Origin of the sequence: Brevundimonas sp. TSRC1-1, from assembly GCF_049898245.1 — a bacterium.
Lineage (GTDB): Bacteria > Pseudomonadota > Alphaproteobacteria > Caulobacterales > Caulobacteraceae > Brevundimonas > Brevundimonas mediterranea_A.
The window spans coordinates 226,897-249,871 of the sequence record NZ_JAFCXI010000001.1; the positions used below are offsets into that span (position 1 = coordinate 226,897).

Below are 22,975 nucleotides of genomic sequence, written 5' to 3' on the forward strand. Positions count from 1 at the left end.
ACCTCACCGGACGCTATTATCAGGTCGGCCTGACGGCTCGCTTCTAGGTCCAGTCTTTCTAAAATAAGGAAAGGGCTGCTCTCACGGGCCGCCCTTTTTCCTGAAGGTCGTCGTTTTTCGAAGAAACTGCAGCCAAGCTCGCAGTTTGTGCTTTCCTCGAGTCCGACTCACATTATCGCCGTAACCTTCTCTTAACCCTCATGGGTGCAATCCTTAACACGCTCATAACCAATGTGATTCGGCGGGGCGGTCGCATCGGTTTGAAGGGGTCAGGGTCGGAAGGTCGGAAAAGAAATGTCGCTCTCATTGGTCAAGCCGCAACACACTGAACTGAAGCCCCGTATCGTCGTGTTCGGCGTCGGCGGCGCCGGCGGCAACGCCGTGAACAACATGATCGACGCCGGCCTCGAAGGGGTCGAGTTCGTCGTGGCCAACACCGATGCGCAGCACCTCAGCTTCGCCAAGACGGATCGCCGCATCCAGTTGGGCGAGACCATCACCCAGGGCCTGGGCGCCGGCGCACACCCCGAAGTCGGCATGAACGCCGCCGAGGAATCCGCAGACGAGATCCATCAGCACCTCGAAGGCGCGCACATGGTGTTCATCACCTGTGGCATGGGCGGCGGCACCGGCACCGGCGCGGCCCCCGTCATCGCCAAATGCGCGCGCGATCGCGGCATCCTGACCGTCGGCGTCGTGACCAAGCCCTTCACCTTCGAAGGCCGTCACCGGATGCGCCTGGCCGATGCCGGCGTCGCCGAGCTGCAACGCTATGTCGACACCCTGATCGTCATTCCGAACCAGAACCTGTTCCGCGTCGCCAACGAACGCACCACCTTCGCCGACGCCTTCGGCATGGCCGACCAGGTGCTGCACTCGGGCGTGCGCTCGATCACCGACCTGATGATCCTGCCGGGCCTGATCAACCTCGACTTCGCCGACGTCCGCGCCGTCATGTCCGAAATGGGCAAGGCGATGATGGGCACCGGCGAGGCCTCCGGCGACGACCGCGCCCTGCTGGCCGCCCAGAACGCCATCGCCAACCCGCTGCTGGACGAGACCTCGCTGAAGGGCGCCAAGGCTGTGCTGGTGAACATCACCGGCGGTCTGGACATGACCCTGCTGGAAGTCGACGAGGCCGCCAACGCCATTTCGGCCGAGGTGGACGGCGACGCCAACATCATCTTCGGCGCCGCCTTCGATCCGGCGCTGGACGGCAAGATCCGCGTCTCGGTGGTCGCCACCGGCATGGACGAGAGCGGCGTGCAACGCGCCGAACCCTCGGCTCCGGCTGCGCCCTCCCAGACCGCGCCCCTGGCGGATCACGGCGCGCGCCGTTCCGCCGGCGGCCTGTACGGAACCCAGGCTTCGCGTGCGCCCGAGCCCGCCCGCGAACCCTACCGTGAGCCGGTCCGCGCCGAACGCGCGCCGGAACCGCGTCCTGAGCCCCGGATCGAGGCGGCCCCCGTCGTCCCCAGCTTTCAATCCCCTCCCGCGCCGGAGCCCCGGCCCGAGCCGGTGATCCGTGTCGCGGAACCGACCCCGCGCGCCCTGGACCCGATCGTCGATCCGTGGGTCGAGGAGTACGAAACCACCCGCGCGCCGGCCGCGCAGTCGAGCCGCGCGCCCGAGCCCCAGGGCGACCTGTACGCCGCCCGTTCGCCCGAGCCGGCCGTCGATGACTATGACGACCGTGACCACCGCCGCAGCGGCTGGAGCCTGTTCGGTCGCGGCAAGCGCGCCCAGCCGCAGCCCGAGCCGACCTACAGCCCCCGTCCGACCTCGCAGATGCGGTCGGCGGCCCAGCCGCAGGCCCAGGCCGAGCCCGAGACGGGCCATGCGGACGACGATCTGGAGATTCCTTCTTTTCTCCGCCGTCTCGCAAACTGACCGACTGAAATTCTGAAAGCCGCGCCCCGAAGCCACTGGCTTCGGGGCGTTTTCAATTGCGACGGTCCCATAACGAAACAATCCGAAACCCGACTTTCATTTCGCACTTGCGGGGGCAGGGCTAGATCACTCGAGGGGCGTAATCCGCACTTAGAGGCGGGACCCAATCAGATTGAAGCGAGTTTGAGTTTGTCGGTCAGAAACGACCATCACGAGCGCACCATCATCGCGCCGGCCATCATCGCCGGCGTCGGGGTGCACACCGGCCGCCGGGTGCGGCTGGCGGTTCGTCCTGCGCCTGCGGGGGCGGGGATCGTCTTCGTGCGCACCGACGTGACCGACCGCGACAACCGCATCCCCGTCTCGGGCGAGGCCGTTGTCGACGCCCGCCTGAACACCATGATCGAGAACGCCGCCGGCGTGCGGCTGTCGACCATCGAACACCTGATGGCGGCTTTCTGCGCTCTGGGCGTTTCGAACGCCGTGGTCGAGGTGGACGGGCCGGAACTGCCGATCCTGGACGGGTCGGCGCTGGAGTTCGTGCAGTTGCTGGACCGGGCGGGCTTCCGTCCCCAGGCGCAGCCGCAGCGCTATATCGAGATCCTAGAGACGGTTCACGTCACCGAAGGCGACAAGCACGCGGCCCTGTTGCCGTGCGACCGCTATGAAATGCGGTTCGAGATCGACTTCCCTTCGGCGGTGATCGGCAACCAGATCATCGATTTCGTCGTGGACGAGCCGACCTTCCGCAAGGAAATCATGGCCTGCCGCACCTTCGGCTTCGCCCATGAGGTCGAGGCCCTGCGTCAGGCGGGTCTGGCCCGCGGCGGCTCGCTGGAGAACGCCGTGGTCATCGACGGCGACGAGATCCTGAACCCCGGCGGCCTGCGCATGGAACGTGAGTTCGTGCGCCACAAGGCGCTGGACGCCATCGGCGACCTGTATGTCCTGGGCGCGCCCCTGCTGGGCCGTTACGAAGGCTACAAGGCCGGGCACGCGGTCAACAACAAGCTGGTCCGTGCGCTGCTGGCTGCGCCCCATGCGTGGCGCGAGGTCACGCGCGTGCCTGAGATGGCGCAGGCGGGCTGACAAGCGCATCAGCCTTTCCCTCCCCAGCGGGGGAGGGGGGGCGAAGGCGTAGCCGAAGCCGGGTGGGACGGGCAGGGCGCCGGTCCACTGATTTATCTTTTCGGAAATAGTGCGTCCCTGCCGGGCCGCCCCCACCCCGTCGCTGCGCGACGCCCCTCCCCGGACGGGGAGGGAGAATTATCGTGCGCGCGCCTAAACCCCGATCACGCTGATCAATCGGCCGAAGTCCGGTTCGCCCTGCTGAAACGCCCGGCGGTTGGAGTAGAAGCGCGCCGCGTCGGCGCAGGTGTCGTGGCCGGTCCAGACGGCCTGGCCGACGCCGGCCTGTTGCAGGCGCCACAGGACGAAGCCGGGCAGGTCGAACCGGCGTTTGTCGTCGGTCTCGCCGGGGTGGAAGAAGCGTTCGCTGCCGGGGTCGTGGTGGGCGAAACGGTCCTGGAAGTCGAGGCCGACCTCATAGCTGGCGGGGGCGATGCAGGGGCCGACGACGGCGCGGATGTGACGGGGATCGGCGCCCAGGGCCTGCATGGCCGCGACAGCGGAATGAACCACGCCGCCCAGGGCCCCCTTCCAGCCGGCATGGACGGCGGCGACGATCCGCGTCTCGGGATCGGCCAGCAGAATCGGCGCGCAGTCGGCGGTCAGGACCGAGCACAACAGGTCGGGTTCGGCGGTGACGACGGCGTCGCCCTCAGGCCGGTCGCCCTGCCAGGGGCCGTCGGCGACGCGGGCGACGGCGGAATGGATCTGGTAGCAGCCGTTCAGATGATCGACGTCGGCGCCGAAATGGGCGGCGACGCGACGGCGGTTCTCGGCCACGGATGCGGGATCATCCTTCGAACCGACGCCGGCGTTCAGGCCTTCATAGATGCCGGTGGAGACGCCGCCGGCGCGGGTGAAGAAGCCGTGGTCGAACCCGGCGGCGGTCAGCAGCGGATGGGTGATGGGGGCCAGGTCGCTCACAGGTCCCACCCCGGCACGATCAGCGCGCGGGGGGAGAAGATCGCGGCGGCCTTGAACAGGCTTCCCATCTGGTCCTCGGCGGTCAGGCGATGCAGTTGGCGGTCGATCACGGGGGCGGCGTCGGGCCGTCCCGCCTTCAACCGTTCAGCGCGCGCTTCGATCCCCAGCCGTCTCAGGAACTCGCCCTGGGTCAGGCAACCGGTGACATCGGCGCCGGCGCGGACGGCGGCCTCAAGCACGCGCGGAAAGTCGGCCCACTGGGTCAGGTCGGCCTCGCCGGGACTGTCCAGCGGATCGACCTTCTGGTGGCGGCGCAGGGCCTGAAGCGTGTCGCCGGCCTCGGGCCGTGCGCGGCCGTAGTCGATGAGCAGGGCGGCGCCCGAGGCGGCCTTCATCAGCCCGGCCAGGTCGCGGCCGAAGATGGCTTGTTGTTCCGAAATCTCGAACACCTCGCCGGGCGCGATGTCGAAGCCGGGTTTTTCGAACCCGCCGGAAATCGCGGTCAGGCCGAAGATCAGGTCATTGTCGTCGGTGACGCCGATGCGGCGCTCGGCCCAGCCGCCGTCGGTGCGGACGAACTGGCGTGCGGGCAGACAGTCCAGAACCTCGTTGGCGATCAGGATGACCGGGGCGTCGGTCTCGATCCGCGTCAGGTCGCGCACCCAGCGCGGCGACAGGTCGGCGCCGGCCAGGGCCTTGGCCTGGAGGTCGCGCAAGGGGCCGCTGGGCTCGATCAGGATCAGGTCGCAGGCTTCGAGGAAGCCGGGGACCAGGCGCGCCGCGCGCAAGGCGTCGCTCATCAGGGTTCCGTCGCCGGGCCCGACCTCGACCAGGCGGAACCGTTCGGGCGCGCCCAGCCGGTTCCAGGTCTCGACCGCCCACAGGCCGATCAGTTCGCCGAACATCTGGCTGACCAGGGGCGCGGTGATGAAGTCGCCGCCTTCCCCCAGAGCAGGGCGCGAGGCGTAATAGCCGCCCTTGGGATCATGCAGGCAGCGGGTGACATAGTCGGCGACCGTCATCGGCCCCGTCAGGGCGATCTCGCGCGCCAGACGGGTTTTCAGGGTTTCGGCGTCGCTCATGCCTGGACGGGCGGCCGGTTCCAGGCGCGCCAGATCAGCCAGCCGCCGACCAGGATCATCGGGATGGACAGCATCATCCCCATGGTCAGGCCCAGCGGGAAGTCGGGCATGCCGAAGTCGGGCTCGCGCACATTCTCCAGCGCGGCGCGGCAGACGCCGTAGCCGACCAGGAACAGGCCGGTGATATAGCCCGGCTTCTTCAGCAGATCGAACTTCCAGATGCCCAGCGACAGGATGGACAGCAGGACGATCCCCTCAAGGCCCGCCTCATAGAGCTGGCTGGGGTGGCGAGGCGCGTCGCCGGCGGGGCAGAAGCCGTACATCTGCTGGATGCGGGCGTTGCAGAAGCGGACGGCCCAGGGAACGGTCGTCTCGCGACCCCACAGCTCGCCGTTGATGAAGTTGGCCAGACGGCCGAACATCAGGCCGATGGGCACGACCGGGGCGATGACGTCGCCGAGGCGCAGCATGTCGATCTTCTGGCTGCGGGAATAGAGGACGATGGCCAGGCAGACGCCCAGGAAGCCGCCGTGGAAGCTCATGCCGCCGGTCCAGAGCTGGAACAGTTCGAACCGCTCGCCCAGGGTCTGGCCGGTGAACAGCTGGGCGTACATGATCGGCTTGTAGAACAGGGCGTAGCCCAGGCGGCCGCCCAGGATGATGCCCAGCACGATCCACAGGACGAGGTCGTCCAGCTGGGTGGTGTTGATCGGCGGCTTGCCCGGCGCCCACAGGCGTTCGGTCTTGACCAGACGGGCGGCGTACCACCAGCCCAGGACGATGCCGGCGACATAGGCCAGGGCGTACCAGCGGATCGGAAGCGGTCCGAGATGGATCAGGACCGGATCGAATTCGGGAAAGGGCAAGGGGCGTTCCTGTGCAAGCCTGTCTCAGAAGGGCGGTTTAGCAAGCGTCGCCGGCTGCGTCGCCTGTGAAGAAAGATCACGACGCCTTGATGGCGTCCGCGAAGCAGCAGAAAGAAAGGTTTCATTCACCATAGTCGGTGAAGCTTCGTTAACGACGTTGAAGTCGGAGACCGCCATGCAGACCCGCAATCCCATCCTGGGCGAGTTCGCCAAACTGACCACCGGCGCCATGGGCCTGGCCCAGGCGGCGGGAGAAGAGGCCAAGACCGCCTGGCGGGCCCAGACCGACCGGATCGCCGCCGAGATGGACCTGGTCCGCCGCGACGAATTCGATGTGCTGAAGGACGAGATCGCCGCCCTGCGGGCCGAGATCGCCGAACTGAAGGCGGCCCAGAAACCTGCCAGCAAGCCCGCCGCCAAGGCTTCCGGCAAGCTCGCGACGGGAACGTCCACAGATGGAACTCAACCCGGGGACGCAGCCGGTTGAGCCGAATCCGCGAACAGGCTTACCACTCTGTTAACGGCCGCGATTCTCGCGGACGCAGCGCGAATCGAGAGACTTGATGGACATCGCCCGGCCCGAGGAAATGGACACGCCCTTCGACCCGCTTGAGGTCGTCGAGCATGTCCTCACGGCCGAGAACCTCCCGTTCGACCGCACCGACGACGGCGACCTGGCCTTCGCCCTGGCGGGGGACTGGAAGGATTACGAGCTGTGGTTCGCCTGGCGGCCCGAGGGCGATTGTCTTCAGCTGTGCTGCGCCCTGGATCTGCGTGTGGCCAAGAGCCGCAAGACGGCCGCCTATGAACTGGTCGGCCTGATCAACCAACGCACCTGGATGGGGCATTTCGAGGTCTGGGCCGAGGACGGGGAGATCGTCTTCCGTCATTCGCTGGCCCTGCCGATGGGCGAGCGCCCGACCCTGGCCCAGGCGGCCTCGATGATCGATGCGGCCATCGAGGCGGCGGATCGCTATTACCCCGCGTTCGACTTCATGGTGCGTGGGAACAAGAAGCCGCAGGAGGCCATCGACGCCTGCCTGTTCGAGACCGTCGGCAACGCCTGATGGCGGGGTCCGTCCGGTCCGGGGGACCTGTCGTCCTGGTGGGCTGCGGCCGGCTGGGCTCGGCCATTCTGGAAGGCTGGCTGCTGACGGAGACGGTCGCGCCGGCCGATCTCATCATTCTCAGTCCGTCGGAAAAGCCCGCCGCCGAGGCGGCGCGGGCCCACGGCGCGCGGATCAATCCACCGCTTGAGGCCCTGACGGAGGCGAGCGTGATCGTGCTGGCGGTCAAGCCGGCGATCTGGCGCGAGGTGGTGAGGCCCCTGGCGCCCTTCCTGAGCGATCAGGCCGTGATCCTGTCGGTCATGGCGGGGGTGACGGCGCCCACCCTGGCCGAGGGGATCGGCGGCTGGCCCATCGTGCGCGTGATGCCGACGACCGGGGTGTCGCGCGGGCGCGGCGTGGCCTCGATCTGGTCGGCGGATGATCGCGCCCAGGCCCTGGGACGGGCCTTGTTCGAGCCGATGGCCGAGACGGTCGTTCTGGCGGACGAGGCCCTGATGGATGCGGCCACGGCGGTGGCCGGATCGGGCGCGGCCTATTTCTACGCCTTTACCGAAGCCCTGGCCCGGGCGGGTCAGGCCAGCGGCCTGGACGCGGCGACCGCCGACGTCCTGGCGCGAGCCACCCTGCGGTCGGCGGCGGATTCGATGGGCGACGATGATCTGGAAGCCCTGATCGGCCGCATCGCCTCGCCTGGCGGCTCGACCCGCGCCGGGCTGGACGCCCTGGCGAAGGACGGCCGCCTGACGCGGATGCTGGACGAGACGGTCGCGGCGGCCGTGCGGCGAAACCGCGAGATGGGCTGAAACCCGGCGCCTCTCTCCCGTCGCGAAACGGGAGTGAGGCCTGCGGGATCAGAATCGGCCCTGTTCGATCTGGTCGCCCAGACGTCCGAAGGCGCGGTCCGCGTCATGCCAGACGCCGTAGCCCCAGACGTCGCGGATGTTCGGCGAAAAGTAGGAGAAGTCCACCGGCCGGGACTGGCCGTCAGCGGTGACGATCTCGCCCTTGATCGCCGCGCCGCCGATGGACACGCTGCGGATCGGGTCCAGGCCCGGCGTCTGGCGGATCTGTTCGAAGGTGGGGCGATTCGGCTTCAGGTCGACCAGGACCAGATTGGCGGTTGCGCCGGGATAGCGGTGCTCCAGCGCCTGACCGACTTCAGCCTTCAACTCGTCGATCTGTTCATTGACTTCACGTTCGCCGAGCTTCTCGATCTGGCGTTGCAGTTCCGGGCCGACGGTGACGTTGACCGTGGGGGTTTGCGCCTGGGCCATGGCGGCGACGGCGAGCGCCGCGGCCAGAGGCGCGAAGAAGGCGAGTTTACGCATCGTGTTTTGTCTCCATGCCCTGTCGGCATGAAGATGATCCTTCCTGCACGGTTCCGCTAGACGCCGGACATCCAAATCTCGCTCCGTCCGCCCGTTTCAGCGCCCCGGTTCAAAAAATACGCCGTCAGGCGGCGGGAACGACGGTCGCCTGGCCGGGCACGCGGATGATCGCCTTCAGCCCGCCGAGGTCGCTGCGCTCCAGGGTGACGTCGCCGCCGTGGCCGCGCGCCACGTCGCGGGCGATGGCCAGGCCCAGGCCGACGCCCTTGCGGTTCTGGTTGCGGGACTCGTCCAGACGGGAGAAGGGGCGGAAGGCCTCGTCATACAGATCTTCGGGAATGCCGGGGCCGTCGTCCTCGACGGCGATCTCCAGCCCGCCCGAGGCCAGCGACCGCGCCGAAAGACGCACATGCTCGCCGTGAGAGGCGGCGTTTCCGGCCAGGTTGACCAGGGCGCGCTTGAAGGCGAGCGGGCGAAGCGAAGCGGTCAGGCCCTGGGCGACCGACAGTTCGACCTCGGCCCCGGCGCGCCTGGCGTCTTCGCCCGCCGCCTTCAGCAGGTCGAGGATCGACACCGGTTGGGGCGGTTCGCCGGCCTCGCCGCGGGCGAAGTCCAGATATTCGTCGATCATATGCTCCATCTCGTCCAGGTCGCCGCGCATGGCGGCCTGACGCTTGAACGGCGGGGCCAGGGCCAGTTCCAGCCGGAGCCGGGTCAGGGGGGTGCGCAGGTCGTGGCTGACCGAGGCGAGCAGGGCGGTGCGCTGGTCGATGTGGCGCTGGATCCGGTCGCGCATGGCCAGGAAGGCCACGGCGGCGGCGCGAACCTCGCGCGCGCCGTGCGGCTTGAACCGGGGCACGGTCTCGCCCCGACCGAAGGCCTCGGCCGCGTCGGCCAGGCGTTCGATGGCGCGGACCTGATTGCGGATGAACAGGATCGCCACCCCCATCAGCAGGACGGTGGCGATGGTCAGCCACAGCACGAAGATATGGGCCTGGGTGGCCACGGCGCGCTCGCGCGGGGCGATGATGCGCAGCACGCCCTGCGGCTCCTGCACCTGGATGTCGACATAGGCGGGGTAGCGGGTGGTGTCGAACCAGTAGGGGCGGTCCAGTCGGGCCGCCAGCGCCTTGTCCAGCACGCGGTCCACCACCCCGATGGGGCCGCGCCTCTGTTCCGTCGGCAGGGTTCGCCCCTCCTGCAGCGCGATCGACAGGGACATGGACCGCTCGGCCCGATCGGCCAGTCGCTCCAGATTGCGTTGGCTGGGGTCGTCCTCATAGCTCTCGACGGCCCAGGCGATATCGCCGGCCAGGCCCTCGGACAGGCGCGCCGTCACGGTCTGCCAGTGGGCGTCGAAGAAGATCCAGGTCACCACCACCTGCATGACCAGCACCGGCAGGACGATGATCAGCAGCGACCGCCCCCAGAGCGAGGTCGGCAGGCGCCGCTTCAGAAAGCGCGGCCACAGATAGGCGGGCAGCAGCCGCATGGTGTTCGTCGCCGGCTCAGTCGGGCGCGAGCATATAGCCCACGCCGCGCACGGTCTGGAGATAGCGCGGATTCTTGGGGTCGGCTTCCAGCTTGCGCCGCAAGCGGGTGACCTGAACATCGACGGCGCGGCCGGTGATGTCGGCCGTGTCGGGCGACAGGCTCATGCGTTCGACCGGGGCGTGGGCGTGAAGCGCCAGGGTCTTCAGCAACTGGGCCTCGGCCTCGGTCAGGCGCTGGGGCGCGCCGTCGCGGATCAGCTCCAGCCGTTCCATGTCGAACACGGCCGTGCCCAGCTTGATCTCGCGCGGGCCGATGGGCTTGCCGCCCGTGCGGCGCAGGATGGCCTCGATCCGCAGCACGAGTTCGCGCGGTTCGAACGGCTTGGACATATAGTCGTCGGCGCCCCGCGACAGCCCCTCGATCCGATCCTCGGGATCGCCGCGCGCCGTCAGAAGCAGGACCGGCGTCTTCGAGGTCTCGGCCTTGGCGCGAACCCAGGAGGTCAGGTCCAGGCCGCTTTCCCCCGGCATCATCACGTCCAGAACGACCAGGTCGAACTCGATCAGCTCCATCATCCGCTTGGCCGCCGCCGCGTGGGCGGCGCCGGTGACGCGGTAACCCTCGCGCGACAGATACTCCTTCAGCAGTTCGCGGATGCGGTCGTCGTCGTCGACGATCAGCAGATGGCGACCCACGCCCGGCCCGGCGATGGGACCCGAGCGGCCATATGCGCGCGTTTCGGCCATGCTCATCCGCGATTCTCCCGATCCCGGCCGTTGACCTGAGCGATTCGGGGAGCTCTAACAGACAGAGTTCTGCAGGAGACGTGTTTCAATGGCCTTCGTTCCTTTCGACGATCGTGATGGATGGATCTGGTTTGACGGCGATTTCGTGCCCTGGCGGGAAACGAAGACGCATATTCTGACCCATGCCCTCCACTATGGCTCGTCGGTATTCGAGGGTGAGCGTATGTACGGCGGCGAAATCTTCAAGCTGACGCCGCATTCGGAGCGCCTGAAGCGGTCCGCGAACCTGCTCGATTTCGAGATACCTTACAGCGTCGCTGAAATCGACGCCATCTGTAACGAAACCTGCGCCAAAAACGGCTTGCAGGACTGCTACGTGCGCCCGGTCGCCTATCTCGGCCCGGAACAGACCAGTGTTTCGGCCCTGAACAACAAGGTCCATCTGGCGGTGGCCGTCTGGGACTGGCCCAGCTATTTCGACCCTGAGGTCAAGGCGCGCGGCCTGCGTCTGGAATGGTCCAAGTGGCGTCGCCCCGATCCGAGGACGGCGCCGACGACCGCCAAGGCGGCCGGCCTGTACATGATCTGCACCATGTCCAAGAACACGGCCGAGCGGAACGGCTTCGCCGACGCCCTGATGCTGGACTGGCGCGGCTATGTGGCCGAAGCCACCGGCGCCAACGTCTTCTTCGTCAAGGACGGCGTGCTGCACACGCCCAAGGTCGAGCACATCCTGGACGGCATCACCCGCCAGACGGTGATCGAGATCGCCCAGGCCAAGGGGATCGAGGTCGTGGTGCGCGACATCCTGCCGGAAGAACTGTCGGACTTCTCGGAGTGCTTCCTGACCGGCACCGCCGTCGAGGTGACGCCGGTGGCCGAGGTGGGCGACTATCGCTTCACGCCGGGCGCCCTGTCGCTGGACCTGATGGAGACCTACGGCCGGCTGGTGCGCCGCCAGGCCTGAGGCGGCGTCACCAACGCAGGGCGAAGCGGCCGACGGCGGCGCCGATCAGGCCGGCGGCCGCGACCCCCAGCGTATACCAGGTGGCGACGAAGGCGGCGGTCGCCTCGCCACAGTGCAGCAGACCATAGGCGGTGGCGGCGATGCCGCCCGTCGCCAGGCCCAGCGCCAGACCGGCCGTCGTCGGCCGTGTCGGCGCCAGCCGTCGCGCCGACAGGAAGACCAGCGGCGCGGCGAAGGCCGAGACCAGCACGATGTTGCGTCCGCAGATGGTCCAGGTTCGGCCCAGCCAGTCGGCCATCCGCTGTTCGGGCGGCGTCAGGCTCATCTCGATCAAGCCCCAAAGCACCGCCCCAGCCACGACGGCGAGCAGGGCGAAGGCGGCCGGGCGCGGATCGACGCCGGGTCGCCCGAGCCGTGTCGCCAGCCAGATCCCGGTTCCCGCCAGGGCGGCGGTGTAGATTCCCTTCAGCCAGGGGATCGGCCCCTGCAGCGCCTGCGCCAGATCAGGCCGGACGCCCAGCAGCAGGGCCACGGCCGCCACGGCTGCCGCCGCGGCGGCGCCCAGCAGGGCGGGGCTGGGCCGTGCGGGCTTGGCCGGCTCAAGTCCGGCGGCCAGGGCGTCGATCAGGTCTTCAGTCTTCATTTGGGTTCACGCTGGCGACCAGCGTCTTCATGGAGCGGTGGACGCTGACCTTGGCCGCGCCCTCGGTAAAGCCGTTGCGTTGGGCGGCCTCAGCCAGGCTGAAACCGCCGACGCGGACATCCTCGATGAGGCGGCGCTGGCGCAGCGGCAGGATGGACAGGACCTTCTTCAGATCCCGGCGGACGACGCCGTCCTCGACCGTGTGATCTGCCAGCAGGACCGACGCCTCCTCCAGCGGCACGTCGTGACGGCGGCCCTGGCGGCGGAAATGATCGATCAGCTTGTAGCGCGCGATCGCATAGGCCCAGGCTGTGAAGGGCAGCGACCGGTCATAGGTCGCGCGCTTGGCGTGAATGGCGATCAGGCAGTCCTGCACGAGATCCTCCGCATCGGCTTCGCAGCCGGTCAGCCGACGTTTGAAGAAGGGGGTCAGGGCGCCGCGCATTTCGGTCAGCAGGGCGCGCCAGGCCGCGGGGTCGCCGTCGAGACCCCGCAACATCAGACGTTTGAGCTCGGCTTCCTTGTCGACCACGCAGCATCCCATTCGCGCCGGACGGGGCGAAGGTTACACGCCCGGCGGCGGACGACGACGAAATATTTCTCGTAACCTTCGCCGCGCCGGGACCGAAACCTCTGCTGTCAGGCCGCTCCGCCCCGGACGGCTGTCACACAGGAAATCGTCCCATGAATATCTCCGCCAAGATCCTGGTCGGCGCCGGCGCCTTGCTGGCCCTGGGCGCCAACGCCGCCGCCGCGCAGAACCGGCCTACGGCCCAGCAGGAAAACGCCATGGAGAAATGCTATGGCGTGGCCAAGGCTGGCCAGAACGACTGCGCCGCCGGGCCCGGCACCACCTGCGCCGGCACCTCGGTGCGCGACTATCAGGGCAATGCCTGGAAACTGGTCGCCAAGGGCACCTGCGCCTCGATCCAGACGCCCAAGGGCAACGGTTCGCTGACCCCGATCCCGAACCGCTGATGCCCCCGCTTCCGACCGCCGGACTGGGCCTGAAGCCCCAGCACTATTCGGAGGCCGCGGCCTGTCCGGCGGCCGGAGCCCAGCGCGGCCTGTGGTTCGAGGTTCATCCCGAGAACTACATGGTCGCGGGCGGCCCCCGCCTGTGCTGGCTGGAGACGGTGCGCGCCGTTCACCCGCTGTCGCTGCACGGGGTGGGCCTGTCCCTGGCCGGTGACGAACGCCCGGATCGCGACCATCTGGCCCGGTTCCGCGCCCTGATCGACCGGTTCGAGCCCTTTGTGGTGTCCGAACACCTGGCCTGGTCGCAGCGCGGCGGCGTCTATCATCCCGATCTCCTGCCCGTCCCGCGCAGCCGCGAGATGCTGAACCTGGTGTGCGACCATGTCGACGAGGCGCAGCGCGTCCTGGGGCGGCGGCTGCTGATCGAGAACCCGTCCGCCTATCTGGCCCTGGCCGGTCATGAGTGGGACGAGGTCGAGTTTCTGGTCGAGATCGCCCGGCGGACCGGGTGCGGCCTTCTGATAGACGTCAACAACGTCCATGTCAGCGCCTCGAACATGGGCTTCTCCGCCGAGGCCTGGCTGGACGCCGTCCCCGGCGAGATGGTGGGCGAAATCCATCTGGCGGGCCATCGCCCCGATCCGGTCTGGGGCGAGGCCCTGCTGATCGACAGCCACGACGCCCCCGTGTCCGAGACCGTCTGGGCGCTTTATGATCGTCTGATCGCGCGCATCGGCCCTCGGCCGACCCTGGTGGAGCGTGACGGCGATGTTCCCGAATTCCCGGTCCTTCTGGCCGAACAGGCGCGCGCCGCCGCAGCGATGACCGCCGTGGAGGCCGTGGCGTGACCGGGTTTCACGCCGCTTTCGACAGGGCGTTGACCGGCGACCTGGAGCCTTTATGGCCGCACCTGGAGGCCGGGGACCGGACGCTGGGGGCGCTGGCCGTCTATCGCAACACGACGATCAAGGCGCGGATCGACGCCCTGGAGGCCAGCTATCCCACCGTGTTGCAGATGGTCGGCGAGGACTGGTTCCGCGCCGCCGCCGCCCCCTTTGTCGCAGAACAACCGGGCGATACGCCGGTCCTAGCTGACTACGGCGCAGGCTTTCCCGACTGGCTGGCCCGCTTCGAGCCGGCGCGGGACATGACCTATCTGGCGCCCTGCGCCCGGCTGGACCGGGCCTGGACCCAGGCCCATCTCGCGGAGGATGCGGCGCCGTTAGAGGCGCAGGAGGCCGCCGCGCTCGGACCCGCCCTGGCGGGGGCGACGGCGGCTCTGCACCCATCGGTCCAGCTGTTCTGGTTCGAGTGGACGGCGCCCTCGCTCTGGCTCGCGCATCGCTATCCCTCCCCGGACGCGTCTCTCGAATGGCGGGCCGAGGCGGAAGGCCTGCTGGTGCACCGCTCGGGCGCCGAGGTGCAGGCGCGGCGGTTGGGTCGCGCGGAATGGGTCTTTCTGGACGCCTGCCGCCTCAGCCGGCCGTTCGGCGTCGCTGCGGCTGCGGCCCAGGCCGCCTCGCCCGGTCTGGATTTGTCCGCCCTCTTCGCCGGCCTCATCGCGCTCGGCGTCTTTACTTCACCCTCGATCCCGAAGGACCGACCATGAACCGCATCGCGGATATTCACAGCCGCATCACCGCCGCCGCGCCCGAGGCTGGTCTGGCCCTGCTGCTGCGTGTCGGCATAGCCACGCCCTTCTTCCTGTCGGGGCGGACCAAGGTCGAGGGGCTGCTGACGATCACCCCCTCGACGCGCTATCTGTTCGCCGAGGAATACCGCTTGCCCCTGCTGCCCGCTGACCTGGCGGCGCATCTGGCGACCTATGCCGAACATCTGGCGCCGATCCTGATCGTGCTGGGTCTGGCGACGCGGCCGGCGGCGGCGGGCCTGCTGTTCATGACCCTGGTGATCCAGGTCTTCGTGGAGCCGGGCGGGTGGCCTGTCCACCTGCTTTGGGCCGGACCGCTGGCCTATCTGATCGCGCGCGGGCCGGGTGCGATCAGTCTGGACCGTGTGCTGAAGATCGACTGATACGCGCACGCCCCTTGTCAGCCGCGTCACTTTGTCCTTGAAGCGGATGAAGCCGGCGCGGGCCGGTCAGGGATCCATCTTTCATGTTCAGCCTTCTGAACCTCCAGAGCCTGTTCGGCCTGGTCGTCATCATCACCCTGTGCTGGGCGATTTCAGAGAACCGCCGTGTCTTTCCCTGGAAGCTGGCCCTGGGCGCCGTGGCGGTTCAGGCCGGGCTGGTGCTGGCGCTGTTCGGCATTCCGGGGTCGCGCACGGTGCTGGCGGCGGTGACGGGCGCCATTGACGGGCTGGCGGTTGCGACGGCCCAGGGGACGCGGTTCGTGTTCGGCTATCTGGCCGGCGGGGACCAGCCCTATGCGGTTCAGAACGAGGGGGCGCTGTTCACCTTCGCTTTCAACGTCCTGCCGCTGATCATGGTGATCTCGGCCCTGTCGGCCCTGTTGTGGCACTGGAAGATCCTGAAGTGGCTGATCCGCGGCTTCGGCCTGCTGTTCCAGCGCACCATGGGCCTGGGCGGCGCCTCGGCCCTGGCTGTGGCGGCCAACATCTTCCTGGGCACGATCGAGAGCCCCATCGTCATCAAGGCCTATCTGGACAAGCTGAGCCGGTCCGAGATCTTCCTGATGATGACCGTGGGCCTGGCGACCGTGGCCGGTTCGACCATGGTCGCCTACGCCAGCATCCTGTCCCAGACCCTGCCCAACGCCGCCGGCCACGTCCTGGTCGCCTCCATCGTTTCGGCCCCGGCCGGGGTGCTGCTGGCGCGGATCATCGTGCCCGAGCCGGACAAGGAGGCCATCCAGTCGATCAGCTATGACTCGGCCCTGAAGTATGACAGCGCCATCGACGCCATCTCCAAGGGCACGTCGGACGGCCTGATGGTGGTGCTGAACATCTCGGCCGTGCTGATCGTCTTCGTGGCCCTGGTGGCCCTGGTCAACCTGATGCTGGGCGGCATCATCATCTTCGGCGAGCCGCTGACGGTCGAACGGATCCTGGGCGTCCTGTTCACCCCCTTCGCCTGGCTGATCGGGATCGAGGCGCGCGAGGCGGCCCTGGGCGGCTGGCTGCTGGGCGTCAAACTGACCCTGACCGAGTTCGTGGCCTTCATCAATCTGGGCAAGCTGCCGGCCGAGGCGATGAGCGAGCGGACGCGGATGCTGATGACCTACGCCCTGTGCGGCTTCGCCAATATCGGCTCGGTCGGCATCACCGTAACCGGTCTGTCGGTGCTGATGCCTGAACGCCGGCACGAGGTGCTGAGCCTGATCTGGAAGGCCCTGTTCGCCGGCTTCATGGCCACCCTGATGAGCGCGGCCGTCGTCGGCGCCTTGCCAGCGGCGGTGTTTGGGCAGTAGGTTTTTCAAAAGAACGGAGGCGCCCGATGAAGCTCTACACCTCGCACCGCGCGCCCAATCCGCGCCGGGTCCGCTGGGTCATGGCCGAGAAGGGCGTCGAGGACGTCGAACTGGTCGAGATCGACATTCTGACGGGTGATCACAAGAAGCCGGAATATCGCGACAAGGTCGGGGTGCCCCACCTGCCGGCGCTGGAGCTGGACGACGGCACGACCATTTCGGAATCCGTGGCCATCGGCCGCTACCTGGAAGCCCTGTATCCGGAGCCCAATCTGTTCGGTCGCGATGCGCGCGAACAGGCGGTGGTCGAGATGTGGACCCGCCGGTGCGAATTCTATCTGTCCAACCCGATCATGCTGAACGTGCGCCACTCGCATCCGGCCCTGGCGGCGCTGGAGGCGGTGCAGATTCCCCAGGTGGCCGACTACAACCGGCTGTCGGCGGAACGGTTCATGAAGACCCTGGACCGGCATCTGGCCGAGCGGGAGTTCATCGCCCTGGACCGGTTCACCATCGCCGACATCGTCGCGGTGGTCGGCCTGGATTTCGCGCGGATGGTTCGCTATCGCCCCCCGGCCGAGTTCGAGAACCTGCACCGCTGGTTCGACGCCTGCCGAGACCGACCGGCGGCCAAGGCCGGGGTCTGAACGGCCTTGCGGTTGCTGACGCCTTCGGATCGTTGGCTGGCCCTGCTGCTGGCGGGGTTGGCGGGCTATGTGGACAGTCTGGGCTTTCTGCATCTGGGCGGCGTCTTCGTCTCCTTCATGAGCGGAAACTCCACCCGGTTCGCCGCCAGCGTGGCCGAGGGACAGTGGCCGGCGGCGGCGCATCTGGCCGCCATACTCGGCCTGTTCGTCCTGGGATCCTTCGCCGGCGCCCTGGTCGCGGGCGGCGAGGACGTACGCTCGCGTAGTCGGGTGCTGATGTTCGAGGCCTTGCTGCTGGCGCTGGCCGCCGCTGCGGCGGGCGCGGGGCTGACGCCTGCCGCCGTCGGCCTGATGGTCATGGCCATGGGCGCCGAGAACTCGGTCTTCCTGAGAAACGGAGAGGTCGGGGTCAGCCTGACCTATATGACCGGAACCCTGGTCAAGCTGGGGCAGGCCCTGGCAGGCGCTGTGAAGGGCGGAGACCGATACGCCTACAAGGCCTATCTGACCCTGTGGGCAGGGCTGAGCTTCGGGGCGGTGCTGGGCGCCCTGACCTTCGGCCGTCTGGGACTGGCGGCCCTCTGGCCCGCCGCCGGCTTCGCCGTGCTTATGGCCCTGATCGTGCGGCTCAACCGCGCGGCGTGAACTTGCGGATGACGCCCGAGAAGGTCATCAGCAGCCGCTCTCCCGTGTTGATCTGGCCGCGCACGAAGATCAGGCTCTTGCCCGCCTTGGTGACCTGGCCGGTCGCCTCGATCAGTTCGCCGACATAGGCGCCGTCGATGAAGGTGGAGTCCAGCTGGACCGTGACGCCCGAGGCGCCCTCCATCTCCTGATAGGCGATCTGGAACATGGCGATGTCGGCGAAGGTCATCAGGCATCCGCCATGCATCCGCCCGCCGGCGTTCATGTGCTTCTGCTCGGCGCGGAAGGCGCAGCGCATGTGACCGTCAGGATCGAGCTTGCCGTAGAAGGGCCCCACCACGACGTCGAAGGTGTCGTGGAGGTCATAGGTCTGCCAGCCGGCGAATTCGCCCTCGGTGACGGTGATTTTCTTCGGCATGACGACTCGGCCTTACTTCTGGTCTCGCTGTGCAGCATATAGGCGCAATGAGCGATCCGATCGAAACCGCAATCCTGAACAAAATCGCCGGGCTGGAGCCCGGCAAGAGCATCGAGCCGGCTGAAGTGGCCAAAGAGCTACAGCCCGAGCAGTGGCAGCGCATGCTGCCCAAGGTGCGCGCCCTCGCCCTGAGCCTGATGCGCCAGGGCAAGCTGACCATCACCAAGAAGGGCAAGCCGGTCGATCCGGACAATTTCCGAGGGGTGACGCGTCTGCGCCAGCCGACCGAGGAAGAGACGGCCCTGGCGCTGAGCCGCCGTCCGCCGGTCGTCGAGGATGATGACGACTGATCTCGATGCAGTCCTGAGCGACATCCGCGCCTGTCGCGCCTGCGCGGGCATGCTGCCGCATACGCCGCGCCCGGTGGTGCGGGTCTTTCCCGAGACGCGGCTGCTGATCTGCGGCCAGGCGCCGGGGCGGCGGGTGCATGAAAGCGGCCTGCCGTTCACCGACCCGTCGGGCGACCGGCTGCGCGACTGGATGGGCGTGGACTACGACAGCTTCTACGCCGACCGCCGCATCGGCGTGGCGGCCCAGGCCTTCTGCTATCCGGGCACGGCCCCGAAAGGGGGCGACCATCCGCCGCCGAGCCGGTGCGCCGACCTGTGGCGGCCGCAGTTGCTGGACGCCCTGCCGCAGATGGAGCTGACCCTGCTGGTTGGCGGCTACGCCCAGGCCTGGGCGCTGGGCGAGCGGGCGAAGCGGAACATGACGGAGACCGCACGGGCCTGGCGGGACTATGCGCCGGACATTCTGGCCCTGCCGCATCCGTCCTGGCGCAACACGGCCTGGCTGAGAAAGAACCCCTGGTTCGAGGACGAGGTGGTTCCCTATCTGCGGGAACGGGTGCGTTCGATTCTGACGCCCCCCGCAAGGATGCGCGCATGAAGCCCGCCTTCCCCGCCGCCGCCATCGCTCTGACCTTGGGAGCGTCCGCCTGCGCCGCGCCCCACATCCAGCCGCCGCTGACGCCGCCGCCGGGGTTCGCCGGCGCTCACGTCGAGGACCGCGCCCTGGTCATGTCGGACGGGGCGCGGCTGCCCTATCTGCGCTGGGGGCCGACCGATCGGGCGCCCTGGGCGGTGATCGTGGCCCTGCACGGCATGAACGACCACGACGCCAGCTTCCGTCTGGCCGGCCCGTGGTGGGCCGAGCAGGGGATTGAGACCTGGGCCTATGACCAGCGTGGCTTCGGCGCCGCGCCGGGGCGGGGCGTCTGGGCCGGGCAGGCGCGGATGACCGACGACCTGCGCGAGGTCACGGCCCTGGCCCGCGCCCGCTATCCCGACGCCGTCATCGCCGTGGTGGGCGAGAGCATGGGCGGATCGGTGGCGGCGGCCGCCTTCGGTTCAGACAATCCGCCGGACGCCGACCGGCTGGTGCTGCTGGCGCCGGGGGTCTGGGGGTGGTCGACCCAGGGGCCGCTGAACAGCGCGGCCCTGAACATCGCGGCGCGCGCGCTCGGCGATGTGGCGCTGGAGCCGCCCGAGTTCATCACCCGCGACATCCACGCCTCCAGCAATACGCTGGAGCTGATCCGCAACGGGCGTGATCCGATGAACATTCTCGCGACCCGGTTCGACACGGTCTACGGCCTGGTCGATCTGATGGAGACGGCGTCGCGCAGCCTGGGCCGCATCCGGGGCGACGCCGTGCTGATGTATGGCGCGCACGACGAGATCGTGAAGCGGGGGCCGATGCGTCTGGCCCTGGAGCGGGCGCAGGCTGACGGCGGCGCCCTGAAGACGGCCTGGTATCCAAACGGCTGGCATCTGCTGAACCGCGATCTGGACGCCGAGATCGTTTACCGCGACGTCGCCGCCTGGCTGAGGAATCCCGACGCGGCGTTGCCGTCGGGCGCGCCCGCGGTGCTGCCGGAGCTGGAGAAGCCGGCCGCTCCCGACGGCCGAGCGGCGAGCCGGCGGTGACCCCGTAAACGTCTCTTAACGTGACGTTTACCATCCAGGCGGCATTTTCTGCCTAGCGGGGCGTCAGTGTCTCCCGCGAGTTTGGGGCGGGAACGCGTGGGCGGCTTTACAGCGGCGTTGCAGAAGTTCGGGATCGGCCGTCTGGCGGCCGTCCTCGGCGTCGCCGCAGGCGTGACCGCCGTGCTGGTGGCCGTCATGCTGCGCATGGGTCAGGCGCCGGACGCCCTGCTGTATTCCAATCTGGATCTGCGCGAGGCCGGCGAGATCACCACGGCCCTGCAACAGGCCGGCATCAAATACACCTCGAAGGGCGACGGTTCGACCGTGATGGTGAACCGGGACGACGTCGGCACCGCGCGGATGCTGATTGCAGGAAAGGGTCTCGTGACCTCGGGGTCGGTCGGCTACGAAATCTTCGACAACCAGTCGGTGCTGGGCCAGACGGAGTTCCAGCAACAGCTGAACGAGCAGCGCGCCCTGCAGGGCGAACTGTCGCGCACCATCATGTCCATGCGCGGCATCACCGCCGCTCGCGTCCACATCACCATGCCGCGTCGCGAGATGTTCACCGCTGCGGCCGGAGATCCCACAGCGGCCGTTCTGGTCGGGCTGGGCGGTCGGGATCTGACGCCTGACCAGGTGCGGGCGATCCGCAACCTGGTGGCCTCGTCCGTGCCGAACCTGAAGCCTGACCGCGTCACCGTCGCCGATCAAAACAACCGCACCCTGGCGGCCGGGTCCGATGATGGAACCTTCTCGTCCGCCTCCGCCGCCGAGACCAAGGGCAATACCGAGGCCCAGCTGCAGTCGCGGATCAAGGATATCGTCGAAGGCGTGGTCGGCATCGGCGCTGCGCGCGTCCAGGTCACGGCCGACATCGATCAGAGCCGTTCCACCACCCAGGAGCAGAAGTTCGATCCCGACGGTCAGGTCGTGCGCTCGACCACCGCCAATGGCTCGCAATCCTCGGACACCACGGGCCAGAACGACGGCGGCGTGACGGCCGCCAACAACATCCCCGGCGGCGCGCCGCCTGCCACCACGCCGGCCGGCGCGACCAGTGCGGAAAACGCCGAGACGACAAATTACGAGATCTCGAACACCACCACCACGACGACCAAGGAGCCGGGCGAGGTCAAGAAACTCGCCGTCGCCGTCGCTGTCGATGGCAAGTGGACCCCGGCCGCAGACGGCAAGGGCGAGCCGACCTATGCGCCGAGAACCGCCGAGGAGATCGCCCAGATCAAGTCCCTGGTCGCCGCCGCCGCAGGCATCGACGAGGCGCGGGGCGACAAGATCGAGGTGATCAATGTCCGCTTCAACCACGACACCGGCATCGCCGGCGGTCTGGAAGGCAAGTCGTCGCTGCTGGACTTCTCCCGCACCGACGTGATGCGTCTGATCGAACTGGGCATCCTGGCCGTCGTGGCGTTGCTGCTGATCTTCTTCGTGCTGCGTCCGCTTCTGAAGACGGCGGGCGGCGCGGCGCCTGGGGCTGTGGCCGCAGCCCCCGCCGGCCTGCCTGTGGCCACGGTGACGACGACCGTCATCGGCGCCGACGGTCAGCCCCAGCTGGTGCAATTGCCGGCCCCGAACGAGATGGATCAGAAGATCGACATCGCCCGTATCGAGGGTCAGGTGAAGGCGTCTTCGGTCAAGAAGGTCGCGGATTTCGTCCAGGCGCACCCGGATGAGGCCGCCGGGATCCTGCGCAACTGGGTGGCCGAAGGCTGATGGCCAAGCTCGTGACCAAGAAGCTGTCGATCGACGATCCCAACAAGTTGACGGGGCCTGAAAAGGCGGCCGTCATCCTGCTGGCTCTGGGCGAGGAGCACACCGCCCTGTGGGAACGGCTGGACGACGAGGAGGTCAAGGAGATCTCCCAGGCCATGGCCACCCTGGGCAATGTCACCGCCGAGGCGGTCGAGGCCCTGATGATTGAATTCGTCTCGGGCCTGGCCGGCTCGGGCTCGGTCATGGGCAGTTATGAACAGACCCAGAGGCTGCTGGCCGCCTTCCTGCCCAAGGACCGCGTCGATGGCCTGATGGAGGAAATCCGGGGTCCGGCCGGCCGGACCATGTGGGACAAGCTGGGCAATGTGAACGAGGCGGTTCTCGCCAACTATCTGAAGAACGAATACCCGCAGACCGTCGCCGTCATCCTGTCCAAGGTGCGTTCGGACCACGCCGCCCGCGTGCTGACCGCACTGCCGGAAGATTTCGCCCTGGAATGCGTGCAGCGGATGCTGCGCATGGAGCCGGTCCAGCGCGAGATCCTGGACAAGATCGAAGCGACGCTGCGGACCGAATTCATGTCGAACCTGGCGCGCACCTCCAAGCGCGACAGCCACGAGATGATGGCCGACATCTTCAACAGTTTCGATCGCCAGACCGAGGCGCGCTTCATCGGCGCTCTGGAAGAACGCAGCCGCGAATCCGCCGAACGGATCCGCGCCCTGATGTTCGTGTTCGAGGATCTGTCCAAGCTGGACCCCGGCGGCGTGCAGACGCTGCTGCGGGCGGTGGACAAGGACTCCCTGGGCCTGGCCCTGAAGGGCGCGTCGGAGCCGCTTCGCGAGATGTTCTTCTCCAACATGTCCGAGCGCGCCTCCAAGATCATGCGCGAGGACATGGAATCCATGGGGCCGGTCCGGCTGAAGGACGTCGACACCGCTCAGATGGCCATGGTGCAGGTGGCCAAGGATCTGGCCGCCCGCGGCGAGATCATGCTGGCCGGCCAGGGCACCGACGACGAGTTGATCTACTGAC

The 22,975-nt window shown here is 68.1% G+C and carries 27 protein-coding genes; 18 read left to right on the forward strand and 9 right to left on the reverse strand.

What is annotated here, in order from left to right; genetic code table 11:
* Window positions 1–294 precede the first annotated feature (294 nt).
* A complete protein-coding gene (gene ftsZ / locus ACP7CK_RS01120) occupies window positions 295–1,890 on the forward strand; it encodes a cell division protein FtsZ (protein ID WP_292150272.1) in 1,596 nt (531 codons plus the stop codon).
* 189 nt (window positions 1,891–2,079) lie between these two features.
* On the forward strand, window positions 2,080–2,979 hold the full coding sequence (gene lpxC / locus ACP7CK_RS01125; RefSeq protein WP_426024875.1) for a UDP-3-O-acyl-N-acetylglucosamine deacetylase: 900 nt from the start codon (window positions 2,080–2,082) through the stop codon (window positions 2,977–2,979).
* 192 nt (window positions 2,980–3,171) lie between these two features.
* Here lpxC and pgeF read toward each other — a convergent pair whose 3' ends face one another.
* From pgeF to lgt, 3 genes are read right to left on the reverse strand one after another with little or no spacing between them, the layout of a single operon-like run.
* Window positions 3,172–3,942: a peptidoglycan editing factor PgeF gene (gene pgeF, locus ACP7CK_RS01130; protein ID WP_292147788.1), complete on the reverse strand. Its 771-nt coding sequence runs from the start codon at window positions 3,940–3,942 to the stop codon at window positions 3,172–3,174.
* A complete protein-coding gene (locus ACP7CK_RS01135) occupies window positions 3,939–5,024 on the reverse strand; it encodes a class I SAM-dependent methyltransferase (RefSeq protein ID WP_426024876.1) in 1,086 nt (361 codons plus the stop codon). Before ACP7CK_RS01135 ends, pgeF begins: the two co-directional genes overlap by 4 nt.
* Window positions 5,021–5,890, reverse strand: coding sequence for a prolipoprotein diacylglyceryl transferase (gene lgt / locus ACP7CK_RS01140; RefSeq protein ID WP_292147785.1), 870 nt, complete (start codon window positions 5,888–5,890; stop codon window positions 5,021–5,023). The genes ACP7CK_RS01135 and lgt overlap by 4 nt, the downstream gene beginning before the upstream one ends.
* Window positions 5,891–6,065: 175 nt before the next feature.
* On the opposite strand from lgt, the gene ACP7CK_RS01145 reads away from it, so the two are divergent.
* From ACP7CK_RS01145 to ACP7CK_RS01155, 3 genes are all read left to right on the forward strand, one after another.
* On the forward strand, window positions 6,066–6,377 hold the full coding sequence (locus ACP7CK_RS01145; protein ID WP_426024877.1) for an accessory factor UbiK family protein: 312 nt from the start codon (window positions 6,066–6,068) through the stop codon (window positions 6,375–6,377).
* A gap of 76 nt (window positions 6,378–6,453) precedes the next feature.
* Complete coding sequence (locus ACP7CK_RS01150) at window positions 6,454–6,957, forward strand: YbjN domain-containing protein (protein ID WP_008260608.1); 504 nt, start codon at window positions 6,454–6,456, stop codon at window positions 6,955–6,957.
* Window positions 6,957–7,763 carry a pyrroline-5-carboxylate reductase family protein gene (locus ACP7CK_RS01155; protein ID WP_426024878.1) on the forward strand — a complete coding sequence of 269 codons (807 nt, stop codon included), beginning with the start codon at window positions 6,957–6,959 and terminating at the stop codon, window positions 7,761–7,763. Before ACP7CK_RS01150 ends, ACP7CK_RS01155 begins: the two co-directional genes overlap by 1 nt.
* A gap of 48 nt (window positions 7,764–7,811) precedes the next feature.
* Here ACP7CK_RS01155 and ACP7CK_RS01160 read toward each other — a convergent pair whose 3' ends face one another.
* The 3 genes from ACP7CK_RS01160 to ACP7CK_RS01170 form a co-directional block, all read right to left on the reverse strand.
* Window positions 7,812–8,288, reverse strand: coding sequence for a hypothetical protein (locus ACP7CK_RS01160; RefSeq protein WP_035305660.1), 477 nt, complete (start codon window positions 8,286–8,288; stop codon window positions 7,812–7,814).
* A 124-nt stretch (window positions 8,289–8,412) separates the two neighbouring features.
* Window positions 8,413–9,780 carry an ATP-binding protein gene (locus ACP7CK_RS01165; protein WP_008264280.1) on the reverse strand — a complete coding sequence of 456 codons (1,368 nt, stop codon included), beginning with the start codon at window positions 9,778–9,780 and terminating at the stop codon, window positions 8,413–8,415.
* A gap of 16 nt (window positions 9,781–9,796) precedes the next feature.
* Window positions 9,797–10,528 carry a response regulator gene (locus ACP7CK_RS01170; protein ID WP_369733943.1) on the reverse strand — a complete coding sequence of 244 codons (732 nt, stop codon included), beginning with the start codon at window positions 10,526–10,528 and terminating at the stop codon, window positions 9,797–9,799.
* 88 nt (window positions 10,529–10,616) lie between these two features.
* On the opposite strand from ACP7CK_RS01170, the gene ACP7CK_RS01175 reads away from it, so the two are divergent.
* The gene (locus ACP7CK_RS01175; RefSeq protein ID WP_008262906.1) at window positions 10,617–11,495 is read left to right on the forward strand and encodes a branched-chain amino acid aminotransferase; all 879 of its coding nucleotides are present in this window, start codon (window positions 10,617–10,619) and stop codon (window positions 11,493–11,495) included.
* Between the two features lie 7 nt (window positions 11,496–11,502).
* Here ACP7CK_RS01175 and ACP7CK_RS01180 read toward each other — a convergent pair whose 3' ends face one another.
* A complete protein-coding gene (locus ACP7CK_RS01180) occupies window positions 11,503–12,138 on the reverse strand; it encodes an NrsF family protein (RefSeq protein ID WP_426024879.1) in 636 nt (211 codons plus the stop codon).
* A complete protein-coding gene (locus tag ACP7CK_RS01185; RefSeq protein WP_292147776.1) occupies window positions 12,128–12,670 on the reverse strand; it encodes a sigma-70 family RNA polymerase sigma factor in 543 nt (180 codons plus the stop codon). The genes ACP7CK_RS01180 and ACP7CK_RS01185 overlap by 11 nt, the downstream gene beginning before the upstream one ends.
* A gap of 152 nt (window positions 12,671–12,822) precedes the next feature.
* Between ACP7CK_RS01185 and ACP7CK_RS01190 the strand changes: the two genes are divergently transcribed.
* From ACP7CK_RS01190 to ACP7CK_RS01220, 7 genes are all read left to right on the forward strand, one after another.
* Window positions 12,823–13,116: a BufA1 family periplasmic bufferin-type metallophore gene (locus tag ACP7CK_RS01190; RefSeq protein ID WP_292147775.1), complete on the forward strand. Its 294-nt coding sequence runs from the start codon at window positions 12,823–12,825 to the stop codon at window positions 13,114–13,116.
* Entirely contained in the window at window positions 13,116–13,964 is an 849-nt protein-coding gene (locus ACP7CK_RS01195) for a DUF692 domain-containing protein (protein WP_426024880.1), read from the forward strand. The genes ACP7CK_RS01190 and ACP7CK_RS01195 overlap by 1 nt, the downstream gene beginning before the upstream one ends.
* Window positions 13,961–14,725: a putative DNA-binding domain-containing protein gene (locus ACP7CK_RS01200; RefSeq protein ID WP_426024881.1), complete on the forward strand. Its 765-nt coding sequence runs from the start codon at window positions 13,961–13,963 to the stop codon at window positions 14,723–14,725. Before ACP7CK_RS01195 ends, ACP7CK_RS01200 begins: the two co-directional genes overlap by 4 nt.
* A complete protein-coding gene (locus ACP7CK_RS01205; protein ID WP_426024882.1) occupies window positions 14,722–15,150 on the forward strand; it encodes a DoxX family protein in 429 nt (142 codons plus the stop codon). The genes ACP7CK_RS01200 and ACP7CK_RS01205 overlap by 4 nt, the downstream gene beginning before the upstream one ends.
* Before the next feature lie 83 nt (window positions 15,151–15,233).
* The gene (locus tag ACP7CK_RS01210; protein WP_035305644.1) at window positions 15,234–16,508 is read left to right on the forward strand and encodes a NupC/NupG family nucleoside CNT transporter; all 1,275 of its coding nucleotides are present in this window, start codon (window positions 15,234–15,236) and stop codon (window positions 16,506–16,508) included.
* 26 nt (window positions 16,509–16,534) lie between these two features.
* Complete coding sequence (locus tag ACP7CK_RS01215; RefSeq protein WP_008258672.1) at window positions 16,535–17,155, forward strand: glutathione S-transferase family protein; 621 nt, start codon at window positions 16,535–16,537, stop codon at window positions 17,153–17,155.
* Window positions 17,156–17,167: 12 nt separating this feature from the next.
* Window positions 17,168–17,800, forward strand: a complete 633-nt coding sequence (locus ACP7CK_RS01220) for a YoaK family protein (protein WP_008258710.1) — start codon at window positions 17,168–17,170, stop codon at window positions 17,798–17,800.
* On the opposite strand, the gene ACP7CK_RS01225 is transcribed toward ACP7CK_RS01220, so the two are convergent.
* Window positions 17,784–18,218 (reverse strand): PaaI family thioesterase, encoded by a 435-nt coding sequence (locus tag ACP7CK_RS01225; protein ID WP_008262173.1) that lies wholly within the window; start codon window positions 18,216–18,218, stop codon window positions 17,784–17,786. The two genes, ACP7CK_RS01220 and ACP7CK_RS01225, sit on opposite strands and share 17 nt — an antisense overlap.
* Before the next feature lie 47 nt (window positions 18,219–18,265).
* On the opposite strand from ACP7CK_RS01225, the gene ACP7CK_RS01230 reads away from it, so the two are divergent.
* From ACP7CK_RS01230 to fliG, 5 genes are all read left to right on the forward strand, one after another.
* Complete coding sequence (locus ACP7CK_RS01230) at window positions 18,266–18,568, forward strand: DUF3253 domain-containing protein (RefSeq protein WP_035305639.1); 303 nt, start codon at window positions 18,266–18,268, stop codon at window positions 18,566–18,568.
* Window positions 18,558–19,166 (forward strand): uracil-DNA glycosylase family protein, encoded by a 609-nt coding sequence (locus tag ACP7CK_RS01235; protein ID WP_426024883.1) that lies wholly within the window; start codon window positions 18,558–18,560, stop codon window positions 19,164–19,166. The genes ACP7CK_RS01230 and ACP7CK_RS01235 overlap by 11 nt, the downstream gene beginning before the upstream one ends.
* On the forward strand, window positions 19,163–20,206 hold the full coding sequence (locus tag ACP7CK_RS01240; protein WP_426024884.1) for an alpha/beta fold hydrolase: 1,044 nt from the start codon (window positions 19,163–19,165) through the stop codon (window positions 20,204–20,206). Before ACP7CK_RS01235 ends, ACP7CK_RS01240 begins: the two co-directional genes overlap by 4 nt.
* A 96-nt stretch (window positions 20,207–20,302) precedes the next feature.
* Entirely contained in the window at window positions 20,303–21,940 is a 1,638-nt protein-coding gene (gene fliF, locus ACP7CK_RS01245) for a flagellar basal-body MS-ring/collar protein FliF (RefSeq protein ID WP_008259645.1), read from the forward strand.
* Window positions 21,940–22,974, forward strand: coding sequence for a flagellar motor switch protein FliG (gene fliG, locus ACP7CK_RS01250; RefSeq protein ID WP_008262778.1), 1,035 nt, complete (start codon window positions 21,940–21,942; stop codon window positions 22,972–22,974). Before fliF ends, fliG begins: the two co-directional genes overlap by 1 nt.
* Window position 22,975: the final 1 nt, after the last annotated feature.

Excerpts from the sequence above, each read along its gene's own strand:
- ACP7CK_RS01180 (WP_426024879.1), bottom strand. The coding sequence starts at position 12,138 with ATGAAGACTGAAGACCTGATCGACGCCCTGGCCGCCGGACTTGAGCCG.
- ACP7CK_RS01205 (WP_426024882.1), top strand. The coding sequence starts at position 14,722 with ATGAACCGCATCGCGGATATTCACAGCCGCATCACCGCCGCCGCGCCC.
- ACP7CK_RS01150 (WP_008260608.1), top strand. The coding sequence starts at position 6,454 with ATGGACATCGCCCGGCCCGAGGAAATGGACACGCCCTTCGACCCGCTT.
- ACP7CK_RS01160 (WP_035305660.1), bottom strand. The coding sequence starts at position 8,288 with ATGCGTAAACTCGCCTTCTTCGCGCCTCTGGCCGCGGCGCTCGCCGTC.
- ACP7CK_RS01175 (WP_008262906.1), top strand. The coding sequence starts at position 10,617 with ATGGCCTTCGTTCCTTTCGACGATCGTGATGGATGGATCTGGTTTGAC.
- ACP7CK_RS01195 (WP_426024880.1), top strand. The coding sequence starts at position 13,116 with ATGCCCCCGCTTCCGACCGCCGGACTGGGCCTGAAGCCCCAGCACTAT.
- ACP7CK_RS01170 (WP_369733943.1), bottom strand. The coding sequence starts at position 10,528 with ATGGCCGAAACGCGCGCATATGGCCGCTCGGGTCCCATCGCCGGGCCG.
- ACP7CK_RS01225 (WP_008262173.1), bottom strand. The coding sequence starts at position 18,218 with ATGCCGAAGAAAATCACCGTCACCGAGGGCGAATTCGCCGGCTGGCAG.
- fliG (WP_008262778.1), top strand. The coding sequence starts at position 21,940 with ATGGCCAAGCTCGTGACCAAGAAGCTGTCGATCGACGATCCCAACAAG.
- ACP7CK_RS01235 (WP_426024883.1), top strand. The coding sequence starts at position 18,558 with ATGACGACTGATCTCGATGCAGTCCTGAGCGACATCCGCGCCTGTCGC.
- ftsZ (WP_292150272.1), top strand. The coding sequence starts at position 295 with ATGTCGCTCTCATTGGTCAAGCCGCAACACACTGAACTGAAGCCCCGT.
- ACP7CK_RS01210 (WP_035305644.1), top strand. The coding sequence starts at position 15,234 with ATGTTCAGCCTTCTGAACCTCCAGAGCCTGTTCGGCCTGGTCGTCATC.
- ACP7CK_RS01155 (WP_426024878.1), top strand. The coding sequence starts at position 6,957 with ATGGCGGGGTCCGTCCGGTCCGGGGGACCTGTCGTCCTGGTGGGCTGC.
- ACP7CK_RS01145 (WP_426024877.1), top strand. The coding sequence starts at position 6,066 with ATGCAGACCCGCAATCCCATCCTGGGCGAGTTCGCCAAACTGACCACC.
- ACP7CK_RS01165 (WP_008264280.1), bottom strand. The coding sequence starts at position 9,780 with ATGCGGCTGCTGCCCGCCTATCTGTGGCCGCGCTTTCTGAAGCGGCGC.
- ACP7CK_RS01240 (WP_426024884.1), top strand. The coding sequence starts at position 19,163 with ATGAAGCCCGCCTTCCCCGCCGCCGCCATCGCTCTGACCTTGGGAGCG.
- ACP7CK_RS01135 (WP_426024876.1), bottom strand. The coding sequence starts at position 5,024 with ATGAGCGACGCCGAAACCCTGAAAACCCGTCTGGCGCGCGAGATCGCC.
- ACP7CK_RS01215 (WP_008258672.1), top strand. The coding sequence starts at position 16,535 with ATGAAGCTCTACACCTCGCACCGCGCGCCCAATCCGCGCCGGGTCCGC.
- ACP7CK_RS01190 (WP_292147775.1), top strand. The coding sequence starts at position 12,823 with ATGAATATCTCCGCCAAGATCCTGGTCGGCGCCGGCGCCTTGCTGGCC.
- ACP7CK_RS01230 (WP_035305639.1), top strand. The coding sequence starts at position 18,266 with ATGAGCGATCCGATCGAAACCGCAATCCTGAACAAAATCGCCGGGCTG.